We start from the raw sequence: 24153 nt of genomic DNA, 5'->3' as shown, positions 1-24153 counted from the left end.
AGATAGCGCACAACAAATCGCAAAAGGAATATGAGCGATATTACCAGTGCAAACGATGCACCATAGCTCACCCATGACAGGAGGCTCATCCGTGCTGCCCGTTGCATGCGTTACATTGGCCCTGAGCAAGCATGGTGTTCACACTCAGGAGGACGAAGACGACAGAATTTCAGTCATTGTCACGCCTATGTTGTTGTCATCAACGACAACCAGCTCGCCACGCGCAATGAGGCGGTTATTGGCATAGATATCGACAGCTTCGCCCAGTTTCTTGTTCAACTCGACCACAGCGCCACGCCCCAACCTAAGGAGCTGGCTGACCGGCATGGTGGCAGTGCCGATCACTGCGGTAATCTTGACCGGGATATCGTACACGGCTTCGGTTCGAGGCGCGGTGGAGCTGCCGGCAGCTGCTGTCTCGGTTGTGGAACCTGAAGAATCGAGAGGCTCTGAGGCAAAATCCTCGAGCCCCATCATTCCGTTATCTGCATTCATCATTTACGGTCCGTTTGTCGTCTTGGGTGAGGCAGTTGGTGAACGCTGCAAAGAGTTGAGTGAGGTCAGCACCTTCTCAATTGCCTTCCTGCGCCATTCTTCCGGGTCGAGGACGATCGTGTTGGTCTCAGTGCTGATTCTGATACGTGAATCCCCGGGAACAGCACAAGGCTCAAACCTTATTTTGTCAGGCTGGCTAATCGCGCTTCTGAGGCGGACTTCGTCATCTGCGGTGCAAGTCACCTCAACCACTGTCTCGGATCCCAGAATCAGATCGATTGCATCCTGCAAAAGATCGCGATGGATACCATTTAATTGCTCCGGGGGGAGGCGGGTCAGAGCGCGGACGATGTCGACCAACGCCTCGGCAAAAATTTCCCCCGCCTTTTGCGCCAGGCCGAAGTGGCGGGCGCATACATCTTCGTTCTGACGGATCATGTCCGCCAGTGTAGAAGATAGGTTGGCTTCGGCTCTGGCCTGCTCCGAAGCCGCGCCTGCTGCAAAACCAGCGTCGTAAGCGGCACGCTGCAGCGCATCAATCTCGTCCTGAGCCAAGGGCACCAAAGGCTTCGCTTGCCCGTCTGCCAGAGCCGAATCTGATTGATCGGTGGCGGGAGGCGGTGCCGGAGGCATTGGCTTGGCATCAAAATCAACGAGGTGGTGGGCGAGCGGCAGGGGGGCGGAGTCAGCGTTACTCGCTTGGTCCTCTCGTCTGGACTTGAGCGAAAAAGGAACGAAGTCTCGCATCAGGAGATGAATTCGTCGCTTGCGGAGTTATCGCTTATATCGATTTCCCCTGCGTTCATGAGATTCTTGATGGTCGTTACGATTTCTGCCTGTGCAGCTTCCACGTCCTTGACACGTACGGGGCCTAGCGATGCAATTTCTTCCAGGAGGATATTGCCTGCCCGTTTTGACATGCACTGAAGGAAGAGTTTGCGTTCGCTGTCCGTCGCTCCCTTCAGGGCAACCGGGAGGCGATCCCGATCCACCTCGGTCACAACTCGCATGAGGGATTCCTGTGAGAGACGCGCGATGTCCTCAAAGGTAAACATCAACGATTTGACCTTCTCCATATCCTCATGGCTCTGACGATCCATGAGCTCTGTAAGGCGCCCCTCCGTCTTGCGATCGAAATTATTGAATACCTCGGCGAGGAGTTCATAACTGTCCCGCTTGGATGACCGTCCGAGGGATGAGATGAATTCGGATCGCAGGGTCGCCTCGACACTCTCAATCACTTCGCGCTGCACCGTTTCCATATGCAGGATACGCATCATCACATCTGTCGCATAATCCTCAGGCAGCAAGGCGAGGACACGTGCTGCATGCGCGGGCTGCAAACGACTCACGATAACCGCAGCCGTTTGCGGATACTCGCTCTTCAGGTAGTTGGCGAGAATTGACTCCTGCACATTTGCCAGTTTGTCCCACATATTGCGGCCAGCGGGACCACGGATCTCGTCCATGATCTTTTCGACCTGCTCGGCACTGAGTGAGCGGCGCAGGAAAGCTTCGGTTGTCTCAAAAGTCCCGACGAGACCATCGGCCAATTCGAAATTCTCGACGAACTCCCGACACACTGATTCGACCATGGCGGCCTTGACGACGCCCAGTCCCGCCATGGCGATCGAGATGTCACGTATTTCATCCTCGTGCAGGGACTGCATGAGTACGGCGCTTCGGTCACGACCGATTGCCATGAAAAGAATTGCTGCCTTCTGTTTGCCGGAGAGGGAAAATTCCGGCGCTATGGGAGCTGCGGGAGGCATATCGGGGGGGCTGGCGGTATTCATGATGGAGTTCCCGGACGTGGCTCGGGTGCCTCGAGCCAGTTTCGGATAATGCTCAGGCTGCTTTCCGGGTTTTGATCGATACGGTCAGCGACCTTCGAAATCGTTCCTGCACGCGCTCTCCCCTCAATTCCGTCTATCGACACGGTATCGGTATCAGTGCGAAGAGCCAGGCTGTTAGACGAGCCCTGTCCGAGAGCGGTGTGATCAGGCTCTCCCTCCCTGTAGGAACCGGAGCCACCAAGCGCCTCCAGATGGGTGGGGCTAGATCGCGACAGGGCAGGGTGTGTCGTTGTTTTGCGACGGAGGAGTGGCCTGAGCGCGAAGAACCCTGCACCCAGCGCGAGGAGGATCGGTATGATCCATTCTGCCAGATATATCAGGTGAGCGCGCGAGAAGAAGCCTGGCGCAGCCGGGAGGGGTTCGACACCTCCATCCGGCATAAATCGCATTGATACGACCTCGACCTGATCTCCACGGGCCTTGTCGTAACCGACTGAGGTTTTAACAAGTGTGGTGATGCGGTCAATTGCGGTTGCATCGAGAGGCTTCCACACTTCTGTTCCGCTCTTATCCCTCGTGTAGGAACCATCAACCATGACCGCTATGCTGATTCGTGCCACACGTGGGTGAGTTTGGTTAACGACCCGGACGCGCTTGCCAATTTCATAATTATTGGTTTCTTCGTCGCGCGTATCACTCGATCCGTTTTTGTCGGTTTGCCCGGCATTTGCGTTAGGCAGGTTGTTCGCGACAGATGTGTTGGGGGTCGATTCAGTGTTGACGCTTTTGTCTGTACTGGTTTGTTGCGACCGCAGCACCTGTTGGTTCGGATCGAAGCTTTCTTCTGTTTCGTGAACTTCGTCATTGTTGATGACGACTGCTGCCCGCGCCCTGACATGCGCCGTGCCCAGCGTAGGGATGAGCATCTCCTCAACAGACTGGGACAGCCGTGTCTCCTCGGCATGACGGAACTTCTCGAATGCGCTCTCCTGACCGTCCTCGCTGTTCGGCTCTCCCGGTTTTGCCAGAACATCGCCGCGTGTATCAACAATCGAGATGGATTGCGGCCTCAACCCCGGCACTGCGGCGGCAACAAGGTTCTGAATCGCCTGTATGCCATCAGGTGCGATGCGTCCTCCGTGGCCGATATCGATAACGACGCTCGCTTGAGATGGGTTTGTCTGCACCGAAAACAGGTCACGATGAGGCAATACGAGATGCACTCGCACATTGCGTATTCCCTGAAGGAGCCGGATCGAGCGCTCGAGTTCGCCTTCCAGGGCGCGGGTTTCGTTGATGTTTTGCTCGAATTGGGTACTCGTCAGGGTCGCGCTCTTGTCGAACAGCTCGTAACCAACGCTTCCACCATTGGGAAGGCCATCCTTGGCGAGAAGGAGGCGAGCTTTTGCAACCTGGTCGCTGGATACGTAAAGGCTCGTTCCATCCGGAGAGGTCGAACTCGGAATATGGGCCTTTGACAGGTCTTCGACCATCCGGGCTGCCTCGTTGAGGTCCAGATTGCCGTACACCAGTGCGTTGGGCTGCCCGGAGCCACCAAGCGCGAGATACCCCAGAAGTCCGAGCAGCAGAGCCCCTGCGGCTCCCAGGGCAATCAGCTGGTTACGACCCAGCCCCTTTATGGATGTAAGGAGATTTTTCATAAATAACTGTCGTCAGACGCGATCGGGTTTTGCTGTTTTATCCATGGTCGGCATCCAATCTCCCGTGTGTTTTCTGAGGTATATTTTTGTGTGATGCATCAAATATTTTAGCGTATTGTAAGGCGTCAGTTTTTCCAGCCTGAATGCTCCCCGTCCGCGTGGAAGTATGCTCATCATGGGATGTAGGCATTCGTTGGCGGTGTTTCCTTGAGCGGCAGATTGAGGCGGTTTGCGTTCTGATCCTGCGTCAGGCCCGTGGGGCCCTGTGCCACCTGACGAGCGACATTTGGCATGAGGTCAGGTCTGCTCCAGCAGTCCACGCCGTTCCAGCTTTGGGTGCAATATGGCTGTGGCGCAGGTGGTCGCTCGGCTGGAGCGCACCAGTCTTCACCCTGCTGTATGTAACCGGCGTTGCATTCACGACCGGTAAGATGACGTGCGATGTCATCAGCCGCGCACGCAGAAAGCTGAAGACCAGTTATCCCGAGTATGCAGCAACGAAGCATGGGCCTGTAAGAGAAAACGCAGAACCGGAAGCTCATTGCGATCCTTGACCGATAGGGGAGCATTTCAATCACCGATGGGGAGAGGCCGGCATGCGGAATCGCTTCGTTAGCGTCAACTGCTAGGCTCGGCTGCAATCTTGTCGATAGCATTCATGCCTCGGGTCGTCTCCGTCTGGATGAGCTGAAAAGTGAGATCGTAATCGCGCTGGATCTGCACCAGACGGGTTGTTTCGGCTACCGCATTGACATTGCTTCCCTCTAGCATTGCCTGATGCAACTCGGGAGTGGGCATCTGCCGCGTTGGTGTTGTAGGCTTAAAGAGGAAGCTGCCCTCTGCCATGAGTGTCTGGGGGTTATCGACCGTGACAACGCCTATCGTCCCCAGTGGACCATCTTCGGTCGATATGGTTCCGTCCTTGGCGATCGAGAAATCTCCGCTCTCTTGCCGCAGAACAAGATTGCGACCGTTATTGTCCAGCACAGGATTGCCCGCGCTATCAATGATCGTGCCATCGAGGCGGCGTGTAAATTGTCCGTTGCGGGTCAGTCGTACCCCTTGCGTTGTGCGGACGGTAAAATAGCCGTCACCATTGATCGCAACGTCGGTCGCGTTACCTGTGCTTCTCAAGGGGCCTTGGACCAGATCCCTGAATGTTGCCTTATCCTGGGCATACGCCTGCTCCCGATCCCCTAGAGTCACCCCGGACCCTTTCTGATGGACAAGATACTGCGAAAAGAGTTCCCGGGATCCCTTGAAGCCGTCGGTGTTCTCGTTCGCCAGATTATTGGCGGCAACGTCGAGCTCACGCTTGAGCACGTCAATGCGCGACAAGGCAATATAAGCAGTGCTATCCATGGCGCTCGACCAGCCTTTTTATTTTGAATGGCAAAGAAATCATGCGCGCACACTTGCGCATGAACATAAAAATACAATCCATTACTTCATCAGGTTGATCGTGCGCGTGAGCATCGAACGCGTCACCTGCAAAGCGTTCAAATTGGCCTCATAGGAGTGTTGTGCTTCGTGGGTATCCATAATTTCGGTCATCGCATCGACATTGGGAAGCTTGACGAGCCCATTTTTGTCTGCGGCCGGTTGGGATGGGTCGTAATGGGTCTCGAAGGCCGTCCGGTCTTCACCTATCTCCTTCACTGAGACAGATGAAACGCCAGTATCGCGATTAAGAATTTCCTTAAATGTAATGGTTTTTCGGCGGTAGGGATCGGAACCCGGTGTAGAGCCAGTCGTTTCAGAGTTTGCCAAGTTCTCGGCTGCGACCTGTAGGCGCTTCGCCTGAGCCTGCATGCCGGACGCGGAAATTCCGATAGTATCTGTGAAGTTCATTTCGACCTCGAAAGACCAGGTTCAGGATGAACCTAGAGCGAGAGAAAACATGGACATATAGGTGCTGTAAGCGCTCGTAGCCATGCGCTGTTGGTCATCGGTCTGCGCAATTTTAACGAGTTCGCTCTCAAGGTCGACCTTGTTGCCATCGATCGACGTGCTGCTATCGGCTTTGACCGAACCTTTCTGGCTCATGTTGCTGGCAATATGCCCTGGCTCGGTCTGGGCAAGCTGGACAGACATCTGGTTCTGTAGGGCGCCTTTGAAATCAGGAAGGTCACGGGCCACATAATTAGGCGTATTTGCATTGGCGATATTGCCTGCGATGAGCGTCTCGCGCGACTGCAACCACTGCATGCGGCGGTTGGCGAGGTCGAGAATATCTGTCCCTTTATCAGCGCTGACTGAAAGCGGTGACGTTGCTTGGAGCATTAAATTTCGGCCTTCATTCTTCGCCGACAGAAGCGATAAATAGCATTATTCGGATAGTTCCCATTCTAGTATGAAAAAGCGGCCTGGAGAAGCAGAACCGCGATGCGTAACAAAAAATTTCTGCGTCGCCTCTCCTTGGTATGTCATGGATTGCCGGCCGACAGGGTGGGCGGCGGGGTGTGCTGGGTTAAAAGCGAAAATATGCTTGCCCTGGAAGGGCTCATCGCTCTCCCGGCGATGCGCCCTGCAAGCCATTTGAGCGTTGTGTCATCTCCGGCACGTGCGGCGTCGGATGCGAGTCTGAGAGCAAGGTCCTGTGCCACATCCGAAAGAGTACCTTTGGCGGGAAGATCTTCTTGTGCGACAATTTTGAGCTCATGAGTCGCAGCGGCCCAGTCCCCCTGATTTTCAAAGGTGGCCGCTGATACCAGTCTGGCAGACTGGCCCTGTGCGTCCTTCAGGATGTTGAGACCTTTTGCCGTGTTTCCGTCCAGAAGGGCAATTTCGGCTCTTGCGACATTGCGCTGCGCGCGAAGTTCGGGGGATACCGTGTCAGACTCGGTCATATCGAGCGTTTGAAGCGCGCGTGCCGCGTCTCGTTGCTGTATGGCGAGTTGGGCGAGAGCAAGACCCGCACTGGCTTTGTCTTCTGGACTCTCCAGAGCCGGCACGGCTGCTTCGAGTGCTTTGGACCCGTCATCGATCAGACCGATAGAAAGAAGAAGCCTTCCATAGGCAGCTTGTAGGCTGGCCTGCTCGGGACCGTTCGGAAGTCCTGCAATATGGGCCTTGAGTAGCGCTGCATTGCGTAGCGCCTGTTGCTTGTCCAGACCGGTGGCGGGAATTTCAGCCAGCCCCTTCAGGGCTCTCAGAAGTATCGTGTTACGTTTGCTCATCAAGGCAGAGGGACGCCCTAAGGGGACGCCCTGATCGATCATCAGAGCAGCGTTTTGCCAATCGCCCAGCTGCAGAAATGCCTCTGCCTGAGTGAGGCGAACCGCCATCTCGCGCCCGGCCAGTCGCGCATCGAGGATGATGGCATCAAGGGCATGGATCATCTGCTGGGGAGATAACTTGCCTTGCATATGGTCAAGCACGATCTCGCTTTCCGCCGCCTTTTCGGCGATTACAGGATCGCGATCGGTCTTGAGGTGTTCAAAGCTTCTCCGCGCTGCGTCAGTCCTACCAAGCCGCATATTGGCGAGCGCGCGGCCCAACTGAAAGCCAGATAACTGCGGCAGCTTGTTCAAGGCGGGCAGATCAGTGGGCGTAGCGTTGCGCGCAATTGTTTCGGCAGCGAGGGGAAGCAAAATATCCCGCACGTTAGCGGGGTAACTCCTGATCCGATCGAGATCAAGCACGAGGCGATGGGTGCCGCGCGCATCGATCTGATTAGCCTGAGCAAGATAGAGTGCCCGCCATAACTGCGCCGCTCGTTGCTGTTTCTCGGGCCATGGGCCATCCAATCCCGAGGCGTCATCAAGATCGCCACTCATCAGCGCGGTTGCTTCAGTCAGGAACCTTATTTCCGGACGGCCGATTTCCTCTGGATCGTCTCTGAGCGCAACGGCCAATATGCCTCTCGCCTCGGTAAATGCTCCCATGCTGAAGGCTGCCTGCGCTTCTTTCACGCGAGCCTCGAAGCGCTTGGAAGGGCTGGAGTCTGCTGCTGCGAGAAAAGCGTTATGAAATCTCTGACGCATAGCGGTATCGTCAAGATCTTTGAGGGCAAGCCACTCGAGATCGATGTCGTTGGTATAGACCGCCTGGCCATCATCCACCATGCTGCGTCCGTCTCGATTGAGCAGAAGGCCTGAAGGGACGGCGTATAGCGTGATTTCGGCGTCACGTGCAGAGACGACGACGCCCTCATTGGTCGGCCACACATCGTATCCCGGTGTACGTCGCATGGATGTGACGCCCCCATCATCGAGAAGGGAGGTGCCAATCAGAAGGCGTGCGCCCGAGGCTGGGTCAGATACAGATAGAACGCGTCCGCTGCGGCGCATCGGATACAGGACACCCGTTGCGACGACGTGAGGGTTTATAGTGCGTCGATCCTGTTGGGGAATATCAAGCGGCGGTTTGAGCCCCAGCACCCAGCCATCGCTCTGTTGTGACAGAAAGAGCGGTCGGCTGTCTGATCTGCGTAGCTGGATGATGGTGGCGTCTGGCAATACATCGACGCTCAGGGACGAAAAAACGCCGTCTCCATGTATCGCGGACGTATCCATCGGAATGGCGTTGTCAACGATAATGACAAAGCGATCCCCGCTCTCGAATGCCGCGATGCCAGCCTTGGGCGGGATAGGCAGCAGGACCCGATCCTGGGAGGCCTGTGACGTTGACACGGGCAGATCGGCCCCTGACGGCGCGGCCGCCTTTGTGACGGCGGGCAGGGGTGCAGGGGCGGGTTTGGGTCTGCTGCCTGTCTTTTCCGTAGGTAAAGCTGCAGGAGCATTCAGAAGCGTTGCACGCCACGAAGGGGGAAGGCCTTGCACAAGGTCACTCCCGGAAATCCGATTGGCCAGATGCTCTTTCTGGTCTGGTATTTCTCGCGGATGGGCAGGCCGCGTATGCGGGTGCAGCTCTTTGCGTCCTGGAAGCGTATGCCGATGATCGGCCCTTGCGGACGCCACAAAGACAAGGCCTGGAAGCAACGCGGCAGGTGCGAGGCACAGGGCTTTCCCGATTGCCTTGAAATTCAGATGCGACACAGCCGGTCCGCCCAATGAGCGTGGCCGATATCTCCAGTGCAGACGCCTGCGGTAACGGGCGTTCTTTCTATCTGGCAGGACATGGGCGCTATCAGGTTAGGCCAGAAAATCGAGAATCTGGGTGATGGTTGAGCCGCTTCGTGCAGAGGTTGCGGACAAGCCCCCGTCAGCAGAAAATTGCACTGCCCCGGATTTGGCTGTTTCGGCAAGAGCTTGAGATGACAAGGTACCGTGGCGGCTTGCAGCATAGGATGTGTGCGCGCTCGCGCTTGTCGCCTGACGCAGCGCGGCGGAGAGCGAGGAGGCAGCTGAAATATCTGACATTGTTATTTCCGGTTATAAATCGTCAAACGGGGCAAAAATACCCCTTGAAAATGGCTTGCGGCTTACATTGTAAAACATCTTGTCACAAGTTATGCGCCTTATTTATTACAATAACGTTAATGTTTTTGCTTGTTACATATGGGACGCCTCAGGCACCATAACTCAATGCTAGCACGGATTTCGATGGTAGGGCCATGCTTTTGTCGAAACGTTTCGGGTATCCCGAAATTGTCTACCGGAGAGGGTATTGATGGAATTTGACGATGTGGAGGTGACTTTGGGCAACAGGGGAAAAAAATCGTCGCGAGTCAGCCATATTTCGTCACCCAATGGTGGTCTCGTTAATGTCTGCCCTGTATGGTCAGCCTGTGCCCCTTGAGGGTCTCTTGACCAGTAATGTCGGTCTGTGAACGCAGGTAAGGTAATCAAGGTATATTTTCATATTTAATAAACTAAATAACCAGATAAAATTATACAATCATAAGTAAAACTATTGGTGGATCATAAATGCGCGTATTGTGTGTTGCCGAAAGCTCTGGGGCAGGAAGGCCGAGCGACGAGCTCGCAAAAGCGGCGATAGCAGGGTCCCTGTCGATCACGGCCAGCGGTCCTGCCGGGATTGTGGAGACCTTGCGGCGCTCGCATTATGATATCGTGGTTCTGCAGCAGGCCGCTTCGGATACCCGTATCATCCGGCAATTACGCAAAGGGAAGATTGCAGTACCTGTCATCGTTGTTCGTAAAATCGGTTCGGCGGAAGGAGAGGTCGAACTGCTTTCCGCGGGCGCAGATGACTGCGTTGGCGAGGAGACCGATCATAGGGTTCTTCTCGCGCGTTTGCGCGCGGTGGCTAGGCGCGCGGGCGGTCATGACAGCCCAACATTGCAGGTTGGCAGAATGTCGGTCGGTATCGACCGCCGCGAGGTGCACATTGACGGGGCCGTGGTTCCCTTGACCCGAAAGGAATATGATCTTCTCGTCCTTCTCGTCATGCGCAAAAACCAGGTCCTGAGTAAGGAAGTGCTGCTGGATAGCCTTTATAGTGGTGAGGACGAGCCCTTTGGAAAAGTTATCGACGTAATGATTTGCAAGATCAGGAAAAAGATAAGGGCTTCCGGAATAGATGAGCCATTCACAACCCAATGGGGGATAGGTTATCGACTGAATGAGCCTGCCTTTTCACCTGTGACAATTGTTCTGCCTCAGGAAGAATTGCACGTTCGCACCCTGGCAAGAGAAAATTGCCTCCCCGTAACCGGGGGTATTCATATGCTTGGTTCCATGGCATCGCCTGGGCAGGCTCAGAGCTGAGCCAGATCAGGGTATCCAAGGCATTGCTTGACTTGTCATGCCTTGGGAAGGTGGCCTGCGAGGTATTGCGTATCGCGCTACCTCGTCGTCCTGTTTAGGCCTCAACGCTATCCGAGCTGTCGGAACTCTGGGTTGTGCTCGAGGTTGTCTTGCCACTGAAATTGGTGATGTTCGACAATGGGATTGTGGCACCTCCCATCTGAATCTCAAGATCGGAGCTTCCTTTCGTAACGCCTGTCACAATGCCCGTTACGGTAAAGGGCACGTCGGATGTGGTGCCGGTAGAGTCGATCGTTTTTACCGCGACACTGTAAGCGCCGTCCGCCAGTTTGTTACCCGAATTGTCAGTCCCATCCCATGTCCATTTGTTGGTGCCCGAAACTGCGGACCCTGTATCGGTCTTGACGATTTTTCCAGATGAGTCGCTAACGGCGATGGCCACATTCTGGCCCTGAGTTGCACTGAAACTGAGCGAGGCTGCACCGCTCTGAAGGGGCAACGTGGTCGACTTCGCCGTAGCTGTCTGTCCCACCCATTGGCTGCCCGAACTGAGCTGGCTGCTCTCGTTGAGCGAGATAAGGGATGACAGATTGGTGTTGGTTTGCACCTGCTGCTCCACACCGGCGAACTGGACGAGTTCAGAGGTGAACGAGTCAGAACTCATGGGGCTGCTGGGATCCTGATGCTGCAGCTGGGTCGTTAGCAACGTCAGAAATGTTGTATAGTTATTCGCAAGGGACGAGAGACCCAAGGCAGCACTCGAACTCGATGAGGTGCTTGATGACGAAGAGTTGGCCGAAGCTTTTGCGGTGGACTCAGCGGCCTGAAGCAATGCAGTTTCGTTGCTGATCGACGAGGTTGCCAATGTTGTTGCCCTTGTGAAAAAAGTCGAAGCGTTGAATGTCTGTCATCAAGCCGTGATGTTGACGCGGCCATTGGTTGCCAAGGCGGATTCTGAAGCCCGCAATATAACGCCGGTATCCCCTATATTATCGGGTTCGGACGTCCCAAGTCTACTCTCTTGCTGTCTGTATCCGGGGTTGGAATTCTGACCACCGCCAGCAAAGTTTTGCCCTTGCATCAACAGGTTCATGCCATTCTGGGCGTGATGGTCGTGGGTCTGCGCACCGGACCCGCCAGACACGGATGAGACGATGTCGATTCTGATCGAAGTCGTATCAATTCCAGCTGAATGCAGGGAGGCGATAAGATCGTGTCTGGTTTTGCTCAGGCTTTCCGCAGTGGAATCATCATCGCTCTGAAGGATGATGCGTGTCGCTATCCCATTTTGCCCCTCGAGGCTTAGTTGAATCGGACTCGTATCAGTTGTCTGCAACGTCATAGTCAGTGTCGTCGTCGAGCTGGACGCGGTCTGTGCCTGGTCACCTTGATTCGTCGTGGAGTTCGATGTCGCTCTTTCCATAGGATCTGAGGTCTTTTGCTGCCCGTCCTCTCTTTGGCCGTTGAGCACCATCGATCCAAAGTCCTTGTGTAACCCCCCGATGGCATCAGCAAGTTGCGCGACCAGCAATGGCGTCTCTGCCTTTGCCTCAGAGTGATCCTCGGGCGGGTTATCTCCTTTTGACGATGTTTCTTCGCCCTCTGCTCTACCTGTCGCACCGCCTAACGCTGCGATGCCGGACCAGTCACTTTCATAATCCGGTTCATCTGCTGCGCCAGATAGCTGGGGCGTGACGCCTGCGGCAGGTTTGCCTGCGCTGTCGGAAAGAGATCCAAAATGCGCCTGTCTTTCGCTCTGATGTACGGTCGCTTGATTGATGATCGAAGAAGTGAGCGTGTTGCTTTGGCTATTGTCTGGCAAGGTCGTGACTACCCAGCCTTGAGCGAGGGTACCATCCGTCAGATATGATGAGCCTCCACCGGTACCAGAGATAACGGCAGCGGACTGTGTCGCCAGCCAAGTCCCTCCTGTTTGGGTTATCGCTGCCGCCGGATTGAATACGGCGGACGCGTTAATGATTGGCTGTAATGACAATCTCCCGTCGTCCCGCCCGCTGCTGACAGAAGCGCCTGACGAGGAGGCAAGCCCGACATAGGCCCCAATCGCTGGAGTTGATAATCCTTGCGGGGTAGTCAGGGCGCTGCGGCCAAATGTTGTGTCAGGCGTTATCGGTAGCTGCGTTGCGTCGCCAAGGAACGGGTTTGGGAGCGGGGGCGCACCGGCGGAGACTGGTTGAGCAATGGCGGCGGCAGTATCCGATTGTCCTGACAACGCCGAGCTTTGCCGCTGGAAGGAGATATCGGCATTTTGCAGGATTGCTGACCCACTTGGTGCCTGTACCGAAGCGAAGGGCGCTGCGTGTGTGAAAATATCGAATCCGTCCGACGACGAGCCGTTGGCGAATGTGCGTATGTCGCTCTGTCCGGACGTTGAGGCAGGACCCATATCAGAGGGGGCGAGGACCTGGCTTGAGGCTAAAAAATAGCCCCCTTGCATCACTGCGACCGATGATTGGTTGCTCACGGCTTCGTTGCTGATCGAGCCTTCATCCTCTTTCCCGGAGCTGGTGCGTTGCCCTTTGCTCGACAGTGTCGGGAGTATGTCGGGTGGGGCATTGGCTAGAGACGTTGAACCGCTCAACCCTCCCTCCACGGCCAGTGAGGCACCGCTGACGACATCTGACCATTTGTCAGTTGGAGGCGTCAGGGCACTCGAAACAGCTTTCTGTGGTTGAGTTGCTGACGAAAGTTGACTGCGGAATGACTGGGGGGACGGCAGGGGGGCACCCGACACTGCGGCGCCCGAAGTGAGTTGTGGGGCATTGCCGGGCAGGTTTGACCGCGATGCCTTATCACTCGCCACAGATCGACCCTGTCTCTCTCTCACTCTCATATTGACCTCTCCGTCATCTCGCAGGTCAGGAGTGTCATGAGGCGACTCCCTGAGACTCTGTTAGGGCGACATCGAGTTCGAAAAAGCTCGGCATAGCAGCCGGGGGAATCTCTTTTCGCCCGATTTCGGCGCTAACCTGCGGGGGATTGCCCTGGAGATGAGCAACTAGGACCGTCTTGATAATGCCTTGATAACGGCCATCCTGCACAATCACCGCTTTAATTCTTGAGGCGAGGGGAGCCACCACCCCGTAGGACAGCAGAACGCCCAGAAATGTTCCGACGAGTGCCCCGGAAATCATCTCGCCCAGAATGGCAGGAGGTTTGCTGATTGAGGCCATGGTTTTAATCACGCCAAGCACAGCGGCGACGATACCCAGCGCAGGCAGGGCATCAGCAATACTTGTTAGACACTCTGAAATATGCAGTTTCTCGGCCTGATTTTTGCGAAGCTCGCGGGCCATGACGTCGTCAAGCTGGTAGGCGTCCTCGAGATTGAGACTCACCAGGCGCAGATAATCGCAAATAAGATCGCGGGTTTCCGTATCGTCACGGACCTTCGGAGAGAGCGCGAAGATACCACTGTCTTGCGGATTTTCTACATGCTCCTCGAGCGCCATCGCCCCTTTGGCTTGAGCGAGACGGGTCAGGCGAAAGAGAACAACGAGAAGATCCACATAGGCGGCCTTGTCATATTGCGGCCCTTTAAGCGCAAGCTTGAAGTTGTGCGGCAGTTCCTTGAGGGCACCTATGGAATTCGACATAACAAAAATGCCAAGCGCCGAACCTAGAATTGTAATCAGTTCAAAGGGCATGGATGCGAGCAGTGGCCCCATTACACCGCCTGATGCAGCGAATGAGCCGAAAACACACAGAAGGGAAAAGACAAGCCCCCCGATAAAAAGCATTTTTGAATTCCGTTTCTTATTCGAGGCTGAATGTTGAAAGGTATCTGATGTGATGTCGGAGAATGCTAAGGGTTTGGAGAAGAGGCATTGTGCCCAGCCTGTGGCATGATCTTAGGCGAACCGAGTCTATTATCCACGGGTTTTTCGTGCTCGCCTGTCAGATTGCCTGATCTGGCCTCCAGCTGATTTATATCGGGATGCAAGCGATGCATGATGATAACGACCCGGCGGTTCGCTGCGGCTGACGGTATTGCCGGGTCAGCAAGTTCCCGATCTGCGCCACCTGATACGTCCAGGATCCTGGGGTCAGGATATCCCGACTTGACGAGAATTTCGCGTGACTGATCGGCTCTCAAGGCGGACAAGGTCCAGTTGGACATTCCTCCTGCATCCTTGCCCTTGAAAGGGGCTGCATCCGTATACCCGACGATTGAGATACGCTCCGGCATCGGCGCGAGCCATTTTGCTATCTCGCCCAGCATGGCGCGTGCGGCTTTGTTTGGTGCAGAGGCTCCAAGCTCGAACATTGGCACATTTTCGGTGTCGTGAAGCTCAATCCTGATTTCATCCCGACCATAAGAGATCGCCACATTGTCGAGATGATCGCTGGTATCTTTGCCTGCTTTGAGTGCCTGTTCCAGATTGCGTGTCATATCATGCAGGTTGGCCTGCTCGGCTCTCGATGCCTCGGACCCGACAGGGCCAGGTTTATCATGACGCGATCCTGCTTCCGGGCCCCCTATGGGAACGATTGCCGCCTGGGCCGGCAGCGATTCATGCTCGGATTGATGATGGGAGGCCGGAACTGCCTCGATAGGGGACGAAGCGCCATGCCCTTCATAGGGAACGGGCACCGGCCCCGCCGTATCCATATTCTCATTGTCTTCGAGACGATCAAAACTGCTCCCGCCCATCATAGGAGCGGGGGGAGTATCAACGATTTTTTCCGGCGGAATTGCCGATTTTTCATCAGCCAGCGGGTTGAAGTACTGGGCAATCCCCCGGCGCTGCTCGTCAGTCGTTGCATTCAGGAGCCACATGACGAGAAAAAACGCCATCATGGCCGTCATGAAATCCGCGTAGGCGATTTTCCATGCACCACCATGATGGGGCTCGTGTCCATCCTCATCTTGGCGACGGATGATGACGGAGGGGCGATTTTTTCTGGCCATCTGCGCTCAGGGGTCCCGTTATCGCCCTTTCAGATGTAACATGCCCAGGCGGGACGCGGGTGTACCTTCAAACGAGGCGCGTCCTGCATGGTTGAGAGCGATCGACGTATCCAGCCAGACCTCGCCGCCCAGATCGCGCCAACGCTTGCAGAATGTGAAATCTTCGCTGAGATAGGTGCCGGTCTCCTGATCGATGCTTCCATCGAACAGGGCGTGACACATGCTTCCGTCTCCTGAGCCCGCCGCGTCTATGCGCCGGTAGGCGGTCTCCGGATAGTGTTTGATCATCGCTGTAATCACCTTGCGGCTGATCATCATAAATCCGGTGCCTGCGTAATGGGTTCGGAACAACGGCCCCTTGTCCCACGAGGAATGCATCGCATCCGTCTCACCGACGTAGCGTAGCGAGGCTGTTTCAAGCTTTTCACCGCGGTTCAGATTTTCCTGGGTTCCCTTGTCCCAGAAGCGCTCCTTGATAGGGTACATCCCGGCAACGATATCCTTGTCGGCTGCAAGCAGTCGGGCGGGCGCCTCTGCGGGAAACCCGATATCTGCATCTACAAAAAGAAGATGCGTTGCATCCGAGCGTGTATAGAACTGATGAACGAGCGTGTTGCGCGCGCGGCTCACCATGGCATCGTCGCCCAGGAGGGACAAGGTCATGGGAATACGAATGATGCTTGTGCAGGCGATAATCGATTCCATATATTCCTGCGTTACAAGCCCGCCGAAGCAGGGCGTCGCAATGAATATCTTGGCGTTCTGTATCTCTTCCATAACATTCCTGATCGCTATTGGAATATGAGGTCTCCACCTGACTGGCGGAGTGAAATGACGAGGTTTGCGAATGTTAAAAAACGCAAACTCTCGGGCGTTCAAAGCGACGTATCAAAGACATTCGCCTATGAATCAGCGCTTACGCAACGATAACTCGTCGAGTTCGGCTTGCTCACGGCGTGTGTGAGAATCATTACGCTCTTTTTCCAGACGCCGAAAGACCGTTTCTGTAGCCTTATGTCTGACTGCCGTCTCCAGAGCGAAAGGTCGCGCAGTTTCTGTCGCGGCAGAAGCGTTGTGATATTCTTCTCTGGCGTACGCGACCTTTTCAAGGCCAGACGGAAACCAGACGCGAAACGTCTCCATTGTCACGTTTCCCGCCGTTGCAATGCGACGTTCCTCGGCAAGTACGTCTGTCGCATAAGTCAGGCTCGCGGATTTACCATCCTGCAGCTGCTGCGCAGCAATCAGTTGCGTTTGCGCATCAAGTCTTTCGCGTTCCCGGATTTTGACCAAAGTGGCGAGGCAGCGCAGGCGATGGGTCATTGTGGTCCGCCATAGGCAGCAATCAGATTATTGAGGGCAAGAAAACTGTCGGACAGGGCTCTGACTTCCATGCGTTCCTGCTGGAGTAGAAAATCGATCTCCGGTGCAAGCCTGATGGCCCGGTCCGACTTGGCATCACTGCCCTCACGATAGGCACCAAGCTGAACGATATCTCGGATATCCTCCCACACTGCCAGGGTCGCGCGTGCCTCACGCGTCAGGGCATTCTCTTCACGGGTGTTGCATCCTGACGCCGTGCGGGAAAGGGAGCGCAGCACGTTTATAGCCGGATAACGTCCGGCCTCCGCTATGCGTCGATCCATTATCACATGCCCGTCCAGAATGCCGCGAACCGCATCTGCAACGGGCTCATTATGGTCGTCTCCTTCGACAAGGACCGAATAGATGGCGGTTATTTGTCCTGCACGCCCGTCTCGCGTTGAAAGCCCCGGACCTGCTCGCTCAAGGAGTCTGGGCAATTCGGCAAAAACGCTTGGAGGATAGCCTCGTGTTGCGGGGGGCTCACCGCCAGACAGGCCAATTTCTCGCAAGGCGTGGCAAAAACGTGTGACGCTGTCCATCAGAAGCAGCACTGATTTTCCCTGATCTCGGAAATACTCGGCAATCGTCGTGGCGGTATAAGCAGCTTCCCGCCTCATTAATGGGGGAGAATCGGACGTTGCAACGACGACTACGGCCTTCGACAACCCTTCTTCGCCCAGATCATCCTCAAGGAATTCCCTTACCTCACGCCCTCGCTCCCCAACGAGAGCGATTACGGCGATATCGCAAGTGCTGTTGCGCGTAAGCATTCCCATAAGCGTGGACTTGCCTACGCCGGAACCCGCAAAAAGTCCGAGCCGCTGTCCCTGGCGACATGTAGCAAACAGGTCCAATGCGGAAACACCCAGGCTCATCCGGGGGCCGAGGCGTGCGCGAGACGCTGCATCTGGCGGCGACGCCCGCAGGTTGCACGATAGGCCACTTGGGGAGAGGGGCGCTTTCCCATCGATGGGCTTGCCCATGGGGTCGATCACGCGACCAACAAAATGATCATTGACCACGAGATTTGCGCCGGAACGTTTCTGACGTTCACCCGATGGCAGAAGCGGAAAAAGAGCGCGACAGCCAGCCCCAATGCCATCAAGGGCACCGAATGGCATCGCAATGGCCGTCTCGTCACGAAAGCCGACAATTTCGGCATCGATTTCACGTCCATCCAGGGCTGCGAGGGTGACCCGATCACCTACGCCAGTAAAGCCCGTCATACCGGTTAATGCGACGGAAAGGCCCGTAACTGCAGTGACCTTTCCTTCCAGGCATGCAACAGGAAGGTCGTGCAAGGGCGTTCTGACGGCCTGTGCAAGGGCACCAAGCTCTTGTGTGAGCCGGGAAAGTGTCAAGTCTTCAACAAGGCGCATTTGATCGGTCAAAACAGACCAGAATAAATGCTGGATGAAGAAGAGCTGTCATCATCGCCGAACAACGCGAGTATGCCTGATTTCGAGTCGTCACCACCAAACAGATCGAGCATGTCCGCAGGCTTGTCCGCTGGCTGCGGAGTGATCTGAAGAAGGGTCAGATATTGTTCAGCGTATTTCTGGATCTGATCACGAGTATTGAGTTTCGAGAAGTCTACCTTTCTCGTGAGCATGCGCACTTGCTGATCGTAGCTCAGCGCACCAAACGTCGAGGGATCGTAGCCTGATACGGTCTCAACCACCTGAAGCAACTTGGAATCGGACATGATCTGGCTGAGCGAGGTGACGCTGGCCATCTTGCGCGTAAAATACAGAGCGTTCCCTACGCCGTTATCCGTGTTGGCGTCGTTCGATTCATATTGCTGTTTCTGATAGTTCGAAACGATCTGATCGATCGACACACCATCAACCGTACTGGAGACCTTACTGTCGCTCTTGAGCACCGATTGGCTAGCCTCGGAACTCTGTGACAGATTGGGTGGTTGGAGAGCGACGCTGTACTGCACTCCGTTGACCGTTGCCTGCAGCGAGGGGATGTCATGGGTGTACTGCCCGTTAACCTGAAGCACGTTGCCGGAGCCATCGAACCCCACTGACACCATGGTGCTATTGACGGTAGAACCATAAGGATCGACGACGTAAGCACTCCAGGTGCTCGGATCGCTGCTGCTCTGCGCCCATTTGACCGACAGGTACGTCCGACCGAGCGTGACATTGTTCGTATCGTCAGACGTCTGGTTCGGATTGAAAGGGGCCGTGATATAGGTCTGTCCGGTGCCGGAAAGCGCCCCGATTGTCGCGGAGGGCATTGAGAGCGAGGTGCTGGAAGAGTCGACGTTCTGCAACAGCACCGACTGGGTTGGGCTGGTAGCCTGGTAGCTGTTGCCAGCCATGATCACGCCTGAACTGCCCCCAAGCGTGCCCAGCGAGATTGATATTGCCTGACCCTTTTCATTCGCGTCGTTGAGCGTGATGGGCAGCTCGACCGCCTGTCCGGCTGCACCCGAGGCAATATCTGCTCCGGTGGTCGTATTGGTCGCGGAAGCAAGCGTACCATCACTGTTAAATGTTACCTGAAACGCATTGCTCGCGACCGATGCGTTGCCCTCGGCATCAAAGGCAGAGACACTCCAGCTCAAAGGGTTCGTCTGGCTTTGTGTCCACTGAAGCGCGATCTTGTGAGCCCCGGAAACATCGTCATACGCATCGACGGCGGGCGAAACATATGTCTGGCCAGAGGCCCCTGCAGAGGGGAGCGTTGCGCTCATCGTTACAGAACTGGTCGGCGTATAGGTCGTGCTGAGCGCCGTTGAACCGCTACCAGCGATAAACGCTGTGTCGCTAGAGCTACCCTTGTTCTGCCCCCAGACCTTGAACGCGTCGGCGAAGGCAAGCCATGTTGCGTTTTGAGACGTCTTGGCGAGAGATGTGCTGGAGTTGGGGTCCTGGGTCAGCAGGTCCTTGATGAGTGCTGTCGCATTGGCGTAGCTCCCCATCCCAAACGCCCCAAGTACGACCTGAAGAGAGGAATAATCTTTCAGGAGGGCATCAGCAGAGGTTATCGCAGGCGCTTTCTTCTCAAAGGCAGCGACTGCCTGCTTCGTTGCAATATCGCTCTTGGCGTAATTCGATGCGGCCAGGTCCTCATCCTTGAGGGCTGAAAGGTAGCTGGCAACCGGTGATATGTTTGTTATGGCCATACACGTCTCCCGGGGTTCCTCCGCTCTTGCTCAATCCTAACGGGAGAAAATTACGAAGAGGTTTCCAGATGGGCCTCTCCCGCGATCATTCTCCCCGGGTGCGCTCCTCGCGCCGAGGGAGGGGACGTTCCTTCTGACGCCGAATTGCGCTCGATATCACTTAAGGCAAAGTGCGATACGAGTTCTGCAAGAGAGTCTGCTGTTGACACGAGGCTCTTCACTGCCTCTGCGCTTTCCTCGGCCGCGCCTGCATTCTGCATGGTTGTCTGCTCAAGGTCGCTCATTGCCACATTGAGTTCGCCGATGCTTTGGGACTGTCTCTGCGCAGATGATGCGATGACTGTGACGGCGCTGCTGATTTCCCGAACCTGATCCATCACCTTTTGTAGCGCCAGTCCGGTCTCTCGCACTTTCGTGACGCCGAGACGCACATGGGCATCCGATTGAGCGATCAGCCGTCCTATAGCCTCTGCTGCCTCCCGAGAGCGCTGTGAGAGGGCCCGGACCTCTTCGGCCACCACGGCAAAGCCGCGACCGACATCACCGGCGCGCGCGGCTTCCACGCTCGCATTCAAGGCAAGAAGGTTGGTCTGGAATGCAATCTCGTTCATGATGGTGATGATGCCACCGATCTCCTTTGAGGAAGACTCAATGGCAGTCATCGCGGCAATCGTATCGGTCCTGATGATGTCGGCATGTTCTGCCTCACGCTGGGCCACGAGAACCATCTCTTCGGTTTTGCGCGTTTCGATAGCGGTCTGCTTCACACTGCCGGCTATCTGGCCAAGCGCTGCTGACATCTCCTCCCCAGCCGCCGCCTGTTGTTCGGTACGGCTGGAAAGCTGATCGGCGCCGTGACCGATATCGGTGGCATTTGTTCCAATATGCACGGCCTCGTTGCTGATATGGTGTATCGTCTTCTGGAGCGTGACCGCAGCCTGATTGAAGTGCAGACGAAGAGCGTCCAGCCGCTCCGGGACTGCCCCATCTGCAATCCTGAGGGTCAGATCACCATTCGCCAGGGCGCTCAGGGCCTGACCGAGAGTCTCAACTGTTGCCTGATCTTCTCGCGCACGCTGCGTCTGCTCCTCCTGTAAACGGAGACGGGCCTGGTCCATGCCATCGAGGTAAGCCGATATTGTAAGATCGATCTCAATGAGGACAGCCTTGGTCAGACTTTCGATGCGTCCAGCCATGTCATCCACACTGTGTGAAGACAGCTTTTTCAGAATACCCCGGGGCTGATCATCGCGGATGATTTCATGCATCAGAGCAACAAGAATCCGGCCATATGCACCGATGTAAAAGCTGGGTTCCAGCCCGATACGGGCATGAGTTATCCCTATCTTTGTGACATGTGCAACGTAATCCTCGTCAAACCGCGCCTTGGCTATACGTTGCCAGTGGGCGAGTTGCGCCTCTTTAGCACGCTCCATATGGGCGTTATCAGTAAAGAATGCACGTGAGCGCGGTGTTTCACGGATCTTCCGGTAGAGGCCGTCAAGTACTCCCGGGAGTTCCCGTTCTATGAGACTGGCCATCGAGCGCAACGAGGAGAGATCACTCTGTCCCATGCCAATGAAATCCTGCCTGCGTGCCAGATCAGAGAGTAGGGTTTCAGTCATGTTGCAGCTTCTCGCTTGTTCGTTGGTACTCAATGGTGCGGTGCGCCCCCTATTGAGCAAACCTTCAAGAGAGCGTGAAGAGAGGATTGTTTGTAATCATTGTCAATGATCTGGTCGTGCGGAGCCTTTCGGGCTGGTTTTTGGGGGCGAGGTGAGGCCTAGGTAATCGTCTCGATGGTTTTGATACGTGCCCGGGGATAGATCTCTGCCTGGGATAGCACCGGGACCGCGGGGCGTACGCGCTCAACGATTGATCGCATTGAATCGCGTACAGTCGAGGAGACCACGATGACCGGCACCTCGCCACTTGCTGAAACGGCGTTGAAGGCGTCGCGCAGTTTGATCACGAAGCGATTGAGCATGGATGGCGGCATGGCAAGTCGCCGGTCATCGCCTTGTCCGGCTATATGAGCGGCGAAGTCGTTTTCCCATTCCGGAGAGAGAGTAATCATCGGGATATAACCTGCGGGCCCCTCCAGGCCGCTGCAGATTTGTCGGGAGAGGCGGACGCGCACATGAGCGGTGAGGGCCTGGATGCCTCGCAAGCCCAGACCATTACCCTCCTGGATGCTCTCTAGAATTGTGGGCAGATCGCGTATCGAGACCCGTTCGGCGAGAAGCGACTGCAACACACGCTGCACCGTACTCAGGGTGACCTGTGACGGAATGAGGTCTCCCACCAGCTTCTGCTGATCCCGGGGCAGTTCATCGAGCAGATTCTGGGTCGCTACGTAAGTCAGCAAATCTGGCAGATTTTGCCTCACAAGTTCGCTGAGATGTGTGACCAGAACACTCGCAGGATCGACTACCGTGCATTTGAGGGCCATGGCTCGCGGCTTGAGGGCCGGTGCAATCCACACGGCGGGAAGACCGAAAGCGGGTTCAGACGTCCTCTCGCCCTCAAGATCGGGAGCGCCCCCCGATGGTGTCATGGCCATGAGGCGGCCAGGCCGGACTTCACCACTACCGATGGTGATTTCCTTCAGTTTGATAACGTAGCAATCAGACGGCAGGACGATATTGTCCTGTATGCGGATGGGCGGTGTAATGAAGCCCATCTCGGATGCGATTGTTCTTCTCAGCGCCTTGATCTGCTCGGTCAGTTGCGCGTTCTCACCATTGGTCATTGGAAGAAGCCCGAACCCGAGCTCAAGACGAAGCAGATCCAGTTTGAGCACATCAGAAATAGGTGACGCTGCAGGGGCCGGGGGCGCTTCGCTGACGTCAGTGTCATTTTCATCTGGTGTCGGCACTTTCCAGCGCCACCATGCAGCGGTGGCCGCAAGGGCAGCAATGATAAGGAACGGAAACGCTGGCAGCCCAGGCATCAACGCGAAGCAGCCAGACAGAATCGCGGCCATCGCCATGGGCTTCGGGTTTCCGCCGAGCTGGCGGACAAGCGTGACGTCTGCCGACCCCGCAGTTCCCCCTTTGGTCACCACAATACCGGAGGCTGTCGAAACGAGCAGGGCAGGAATCTGGGACACAAGTCCGTCACCGACAGTCAGCGTTGTAAAAGTGCTCGCCGCATCGCCGATAGGCATGCCGTACCGGAGGACACCGATAGCCAACCCCCCGACAATGTTGATCCCTGTAATGATCAGTGCTGCGATGGCATCACCGCGGACAAATTTTGCAGCACCGTCCATGGCACCGTAAAACGAGCTTTCGTCTTCGAGCTCCCTGCGCTTGAGGCGTGCTACCTTGTCGTTGATGGCTCCTGACGACAGCTCAGCATCGATGGCCATCTGTTTGCCAGGCATGGAATCGAGAAAGAAACGTGCTGCGACCTCAGCGATGCGTCCCGAGCCCTTCGTGATGACCATGAAGTTCACGACGAGAAGAATGCTGAAGACAATTCCCCCGATCACGACATCACCGCCCATCAGGAACCCTCCGAATGCGGCGACAACATGCCCTGCGGCAAAGGTGCCTTCGTTGCCGTGGCTCAGGATAAGGCGTGTTGTCGCGATTTCGAGCGAGAGGCGGAGCAGTGTCGTGAGGAGAAGCAGGGTAGGGAATGAGGTGAATTCAATGGGTCTCTCCAAAAACAGGGAAACCATCAGAACAAGCACGCTCGATGTGATCGACAATGAGAGACCGAGATCGAGAATGAACGTCGGCAGAGGGATGATCAGAATCGACAGCAGCAACAACACGCCGAGCGCAAGGCCGACATCGGTGCCGGGGATCGCACGTCGCCAGGAGGTCTTGTAACTGCCATCTCTGACGGATTGAGATGCCTTCGTTACTTGCCCGGACAAGGAAGAAAAAAGTTTTGAGGCAGCGTTGCCACCCGTGCGCGATTTGCTGGAGGAAGGGGCACGGACCGGAGAGACGTTTGCGCTTTCCAAAATGTCAGCTTTCCTAGCCTAAGTCATGATGCCGACGGCATTGCTGCGCAATGGGCCCCGACCTGTCGTCCTGAAATGAATGATACGCCAATCGTTGCGGCAGGCGCTTGAATCTCGCGCCAAGAGGTATCCCGTCTCGCGTAGATGAGG

The 24153-nt window shown here is 55.8% G+C and carries 20 protein-coding genes; 1 reads left to right on the top strand and 19 read right to left on the bottom strand.

Features of this window, described 5'->3' with window-relative positions:
• Positions 1-144 precede the first annotated feature (144 nt).
• The 9 genes from fliN to ACWNRM_RS12275 all read right to left on the bottom strand — a co-directional run bounded on the left by fliN (position 145) and on the right by ACWNRM_RS12275 (position 9276).
• The gene (gene fliN / locus ACWNRM_RS12315; protein ID WP_370458661.1) at positions 145-498 is read right to left on the bottom strand and encodes a flagellar motor switch protein FliN; all 354 of its coding nucleotides are present in this window, start codon (positions 496-498) and stop codon (positions 145-147) included.
• Positions 499-1242 carry a FliH/SctL family protein gene (locus tag ACWNRM_RS12310; protein WP_485171093.1) on the bottom strand — a complete coding sequence of 248 codons (744 nt, stop codon included), beginning with the start codon at positions 1240-1242 and terminating at the stop codon, positions 499-501.
• Positions 1242-2291, bottom strand: a complete 1050-nt coding sequence (locus ACWNRM_RS12305; RefSeq protein ID WP_485171092.1) for a flagellar motor switch protein FliG — start codon at positions 2289-2291, stop codon at positions 1242-1244. The genes ACWNRM_RS12310 and ACWNRM_RS12305 overlap by 1 nt, the downstream gene beginning before the upstream one ends.
• Entirely contained in the window at positions 2288-3952 is a 1665-nt protein-coding gene (gene fliF, locus ACWNRM_RS12300; RefSeq protein WP_485171091.1) for a flagellar basal-body MS-ring/collar protein FliF, read from the bottom strand. Before fliF ends, ACWNRM_RS12305 begins: the two co-directional genes overlap by 4 nt.
• Positions 3953-4570: 618 nt before the next feature.
• The gene (gene flgF, locus ACWNRM_RS12295) at positions 4571-5314 is read right to left on the bottom strand and encodes a flagellar basal-body rod protein FlgF (protein WP_485171090.1); all 744 of its coding nucleotides are present in this window, start codon (positions 5312-5314) and stop codon (positions 4571-4573) included.
• Between the two features lie 81 nt (positions 5315-5395).
• Positions 5396-5803, bottom strand: coding sequence for a flagellar basal body rod protein FlgC (gene flgC / locus ACWNRM_RS12290; RefSeq protein WP_023980049.1), 408 nt, complete (start codon positions 5801-5803; stop codon positions 5396-5398).
• Between the two features lie 21 nt (positions 5804-5824).
• On the bottom strand, positions 5825-6235 hold the full coding sequence (gene flgB, locus ACWNRM_RS12285; protein WP_062165227.1) for a flagellar basal body rod protein FlgB: 411 nt from the start codon (positions 6233-6235) through the stop codon (positions 5825-5827).
• Between the two features lie 143 nt (positions 6236-6378).
• Positions 6379-8952, bottom strand: a complete 2574-nt coding sequence (locus tag ACWNRM_RS12280; protein ID WP_485171089.1) for a tetratricopeptide repeat protein — start codon at positions 8950-8952, stop codon at positions 6379-6381.
• A 96-nt stretch (positions 8953-9048) separates the two neighbouring features.
• Positions 9049-9276 (bottom strand): hypothetical protein, encoded by a 228-nt coding sequence (locus ACWNRM_RS12275; protein WP_485171088.1) that lies wholly within the window; start codon positions 9274-9276, stop codon positions 9049-9051.
• Between the two features lie 507 nt (positions 9277-9783).
• On the opposite strand from ACWNRM_RS12275, the gene ACWNRM_RS12270 reads away from it, so the two are divergent.
• On the top strand, positions 9784-10587 hold the full coding sequence (locus tag ACWNRM_RS12270) for a winged helix-turn-helix transcriptional regulator (RefSeq protein WP_485171087.1): 804 nt from the start codon (positions 9784-9786) through the stop codon (positions 10585-10587).
• A 94-nt stretch (positions 10588-10681) separates the two neighbouring features.
• On the opposite strand, the gene ACWNRM_RS12265 is transcribed toward ACWNRM_RS12270, so the two are convergent.
• The 10 genes from ACWNRM_RS12265 to flhA all read right to left on the bottom strand — a co-directional run bounded on the left by ACWNRM_RS12265 (position 10682) and on the right by flhA (position 23913).
• Positions 10682-11419 carry a flagellar hook assembly protein FlgD gene (locus ACWNRM_RS12265; protein ID WP_485171113.1) on the bottom strand — a complete coding sequence of 246 codons (738 nt, stop codon included), beginning with the start codon at positions 11417-11419 and terminating at the stop codon, positions 10682-10684.
• Positions 11420-11497: 78 nt separating this feature from the next.
• A complete protein-coding gene (locus ACWNRM_RS12260) occupies positions 11498-13189 on the bottom strand; it encodes a hypothetical protein (RefSeq protein WP_485171086.1) in 1692 nt (563 codons plus the stop codon).
• A gap of 286 nt (positions 13190-13475) precedes the next feature.
• Positions 13476-14348: a flagellar motor stator protein MotA gene (gene motA, locus ACWNRM_RS12255; RefSeq protein WP_023980041.1), complete on the bottom strand. Its 873-nt coding sequence runs from the start codon at positions 14346-14348 to the stop codon at positions 13476-13478.
• Positions 14349-14413: 65 nt separating this feature from the next.
• Positions 14414-15520, bottom strand: a complete 1107-nt coding sequence (locus ACWNRM_RS12250) for a flagellar motor protein MotB (RefSeq protein WP_485171085.1) — start codon at positions 15518-15520, stop codon at positions 14414-14416.
• 18 nt (positions 15521-15538) lie between these two features.
• Entirely contained in the window at positions 15539-16297 is a 759-nt protein-coding gene (locus tag ACWNRM_RS12245) for a hypothetical protein (protein ID WP_062165219.1), read from the bottom strand.
• Between the two features lie 132 nt (positions 16298-16429).
• Positions 16430-16843 (bottom strand): hypothetical protein, encoded by a 414-nt coding sequence (locus ACWNRM_RS12240; protein ID WP_485171084.1) that lies wholly within the window; start codon positions 16841-16843, stop codon positions 16430-16432.
• Positions 16840-18264 carry a FliI/YscN family ATPase gene (locus ACWNRM_RS12235; RefSeq protein ID WP_485171083.1) on the bottom strand — a complete coding sequence of 475 codons (1425 nt, stop codon included), beginning with the start codon at positions 18262-18264 and terminating at the stop codon, positions 16840-16842. The genes ACWNRM_RS12240 and ACWNRM_RS12235 overlap by 4 nt, the downstream gene beginning before the upstream one ends.
• Before the next feature lie 8 nt (positions 18265-18272).
• Positions 18273-20024 (bottom strand): DUF1217 domain-containing protein, encoded by a 1752-nt coding sequence (locus ACWNRM_RS12230; protein WP_485171082.1) that lies wholly within the window; start codon positions 20022-20024, stop codon positions 18273-18275.
• A gap of 50 nt (positions 20025-20074) precedes the next feature.
• The gene (locus ACWNRM_RS12225; RefSeq protein ID WP_485171081.1) at positions 20075-21649 is read right to left on the bottom strand and encodes a methyl-accepting chemotaxis protein; all 1575 of its coding nucleotides are present in this window, start codon (positions 21647-21649) and stop codon (positions 20075-20077) included.
• Between the two features lie 158 nt (positions 21650-21807).
• Positions 21808-23913 (bottom strand): flagellar biosynthesis protein FlhA, encoded by a 2106-nt coding sequence (flhA, locus tag ACWNRM_RS12220; RefSeq protein WP_485171112.1) that lies wholly within the window; start codon positions 23911-23913, stop codon positions 21808-21810.
• Positions 23914-24153 lie beyond the last annotated feature (240 nt).

Source organism: Asaia sp. A2, from assembly GCF_057319415.1.
The sequence above is the reverse complement of the archived record's forward strand: the minus strand, read 5'-3'. Positions and strand labels throughout refer to the sequence as shown.

Excerpts from the sequence above, each read along its gene's own strand:
- ACWNRM_RS12305 (WP_485171092.1), bottom strand. The coding sequence starts at position 2,291 with ATGAATACCGCCAGCCCCCCCGATATGCCTCCCGCAGCTCCCATAGCG.
- motA (WP_023980041.1), bottom strand. The coding sequence starts at position 14,348 with ATGCTTTTTATCGGGGGGCTTGTCTTTTCCCTTCTGTGTGTTTTCGGC.
- ACWNRM_RS12310 (WP_485171093.1), bottom strand. The coding sequence starts at position 1,242 with ATGCGAGACTTCGTTCCTTTTTCGCTCAAGTCCAGACGAGAGGACCAA.
- fliN (WP_370458661.1), bottom strand. The coding sequence starts at position 498 with ATGATGAATGCAGATAACGGAATGATGGGGCTCGAGGATTTTGCCTCA.
- ACWNRM_RS12230 (WP_485171082.1), bottom strand. The coding sequence starts at position 20,024 with ATGGCCATAACAAACATATCACCGGTTGCCAGCTACCTTTCAGCCCTC.
- ACWNRM_RS12270 (WP_485171087.1), top strand. The coding sequence starts at position 9,784 with ATGCGCGTATTGTGTGTTGCCGAAAGCTCTGGGGCAGGAAGGCCGAGC.
- flgC (WP_023980049.1), bottom strand. The coding sequence starts at position 5,803 with ATGAACTTCACAGATACTATCGGAATTTCCGCGTCCGGCATGCAGGCT.
- flgB (WP_062165227.1), bottom strand. The coding sequence starts at position 6,235 with ATGCTCCAAGCAACGTCACCGCTTTCAGTCAGCGCTGATAAAGGGACA.
- ACWNRM_RS12235 (WP_485171083.1), bottom strand. The coding sequence starts at position 18,264 with ATGCGCCTTGTTGAAGACTTGACACTTTCCCGGCTCACACAAGAGCTT.
- ACWNRM_RS12245 (WP_062165219.1), bottom strand. The coding sequence starts at position 16,297 with ATGGAAGAGATACAGAACGCCAAGATATTCATTGCGACGCCCTGCTTC.
- ACWNRM_RS12240 (WP_485171084.1), bottom strand. The coding sequence starts at position 16,843 with ATGACCCATCGCCTGCGCTGCCTCGCCACTTTGGTCAAAATCCGGGAA.
- ACWNRM_RS12250 (WP_485171085.1), bottom strand. The coding sequence starts at position 15,520 with ATGGCCAGAAAAAATCGCCCCTCCGTCATCATCCGTCGCCAAGATGAG.
- ACWNRM_RS12225 (WP_485171081.1), bottom strand. The coding sequence starts at position 21,649 with ATGACTGAAACCCTACTCTCTGATCTGGCACGCAGGCAGGATTTCATT.
- fliF (WP_485171091.1), bottom strand. The coding sequence starts at position 3,952 with ATGAAAAATCTCCTTACATCCATAAAGGGGCTGGGTCGTAACCAGCTG.
- ACWNRM_RS12275 (WP_485171088.1), bottom strand. The coding sequence starts at position 9,276 with ATGTCAGATATTTCAGCTGCCTCCTCGCTCTCCGCCGCGCTGCGTCAG.
- flgF (WP_485171090.1), bottom strand. The coding sequence starts at position 5,314 with ATGGATAGCACTGCTTATATTGCCTTGTCGCGCATTGACGTGCTCAAG.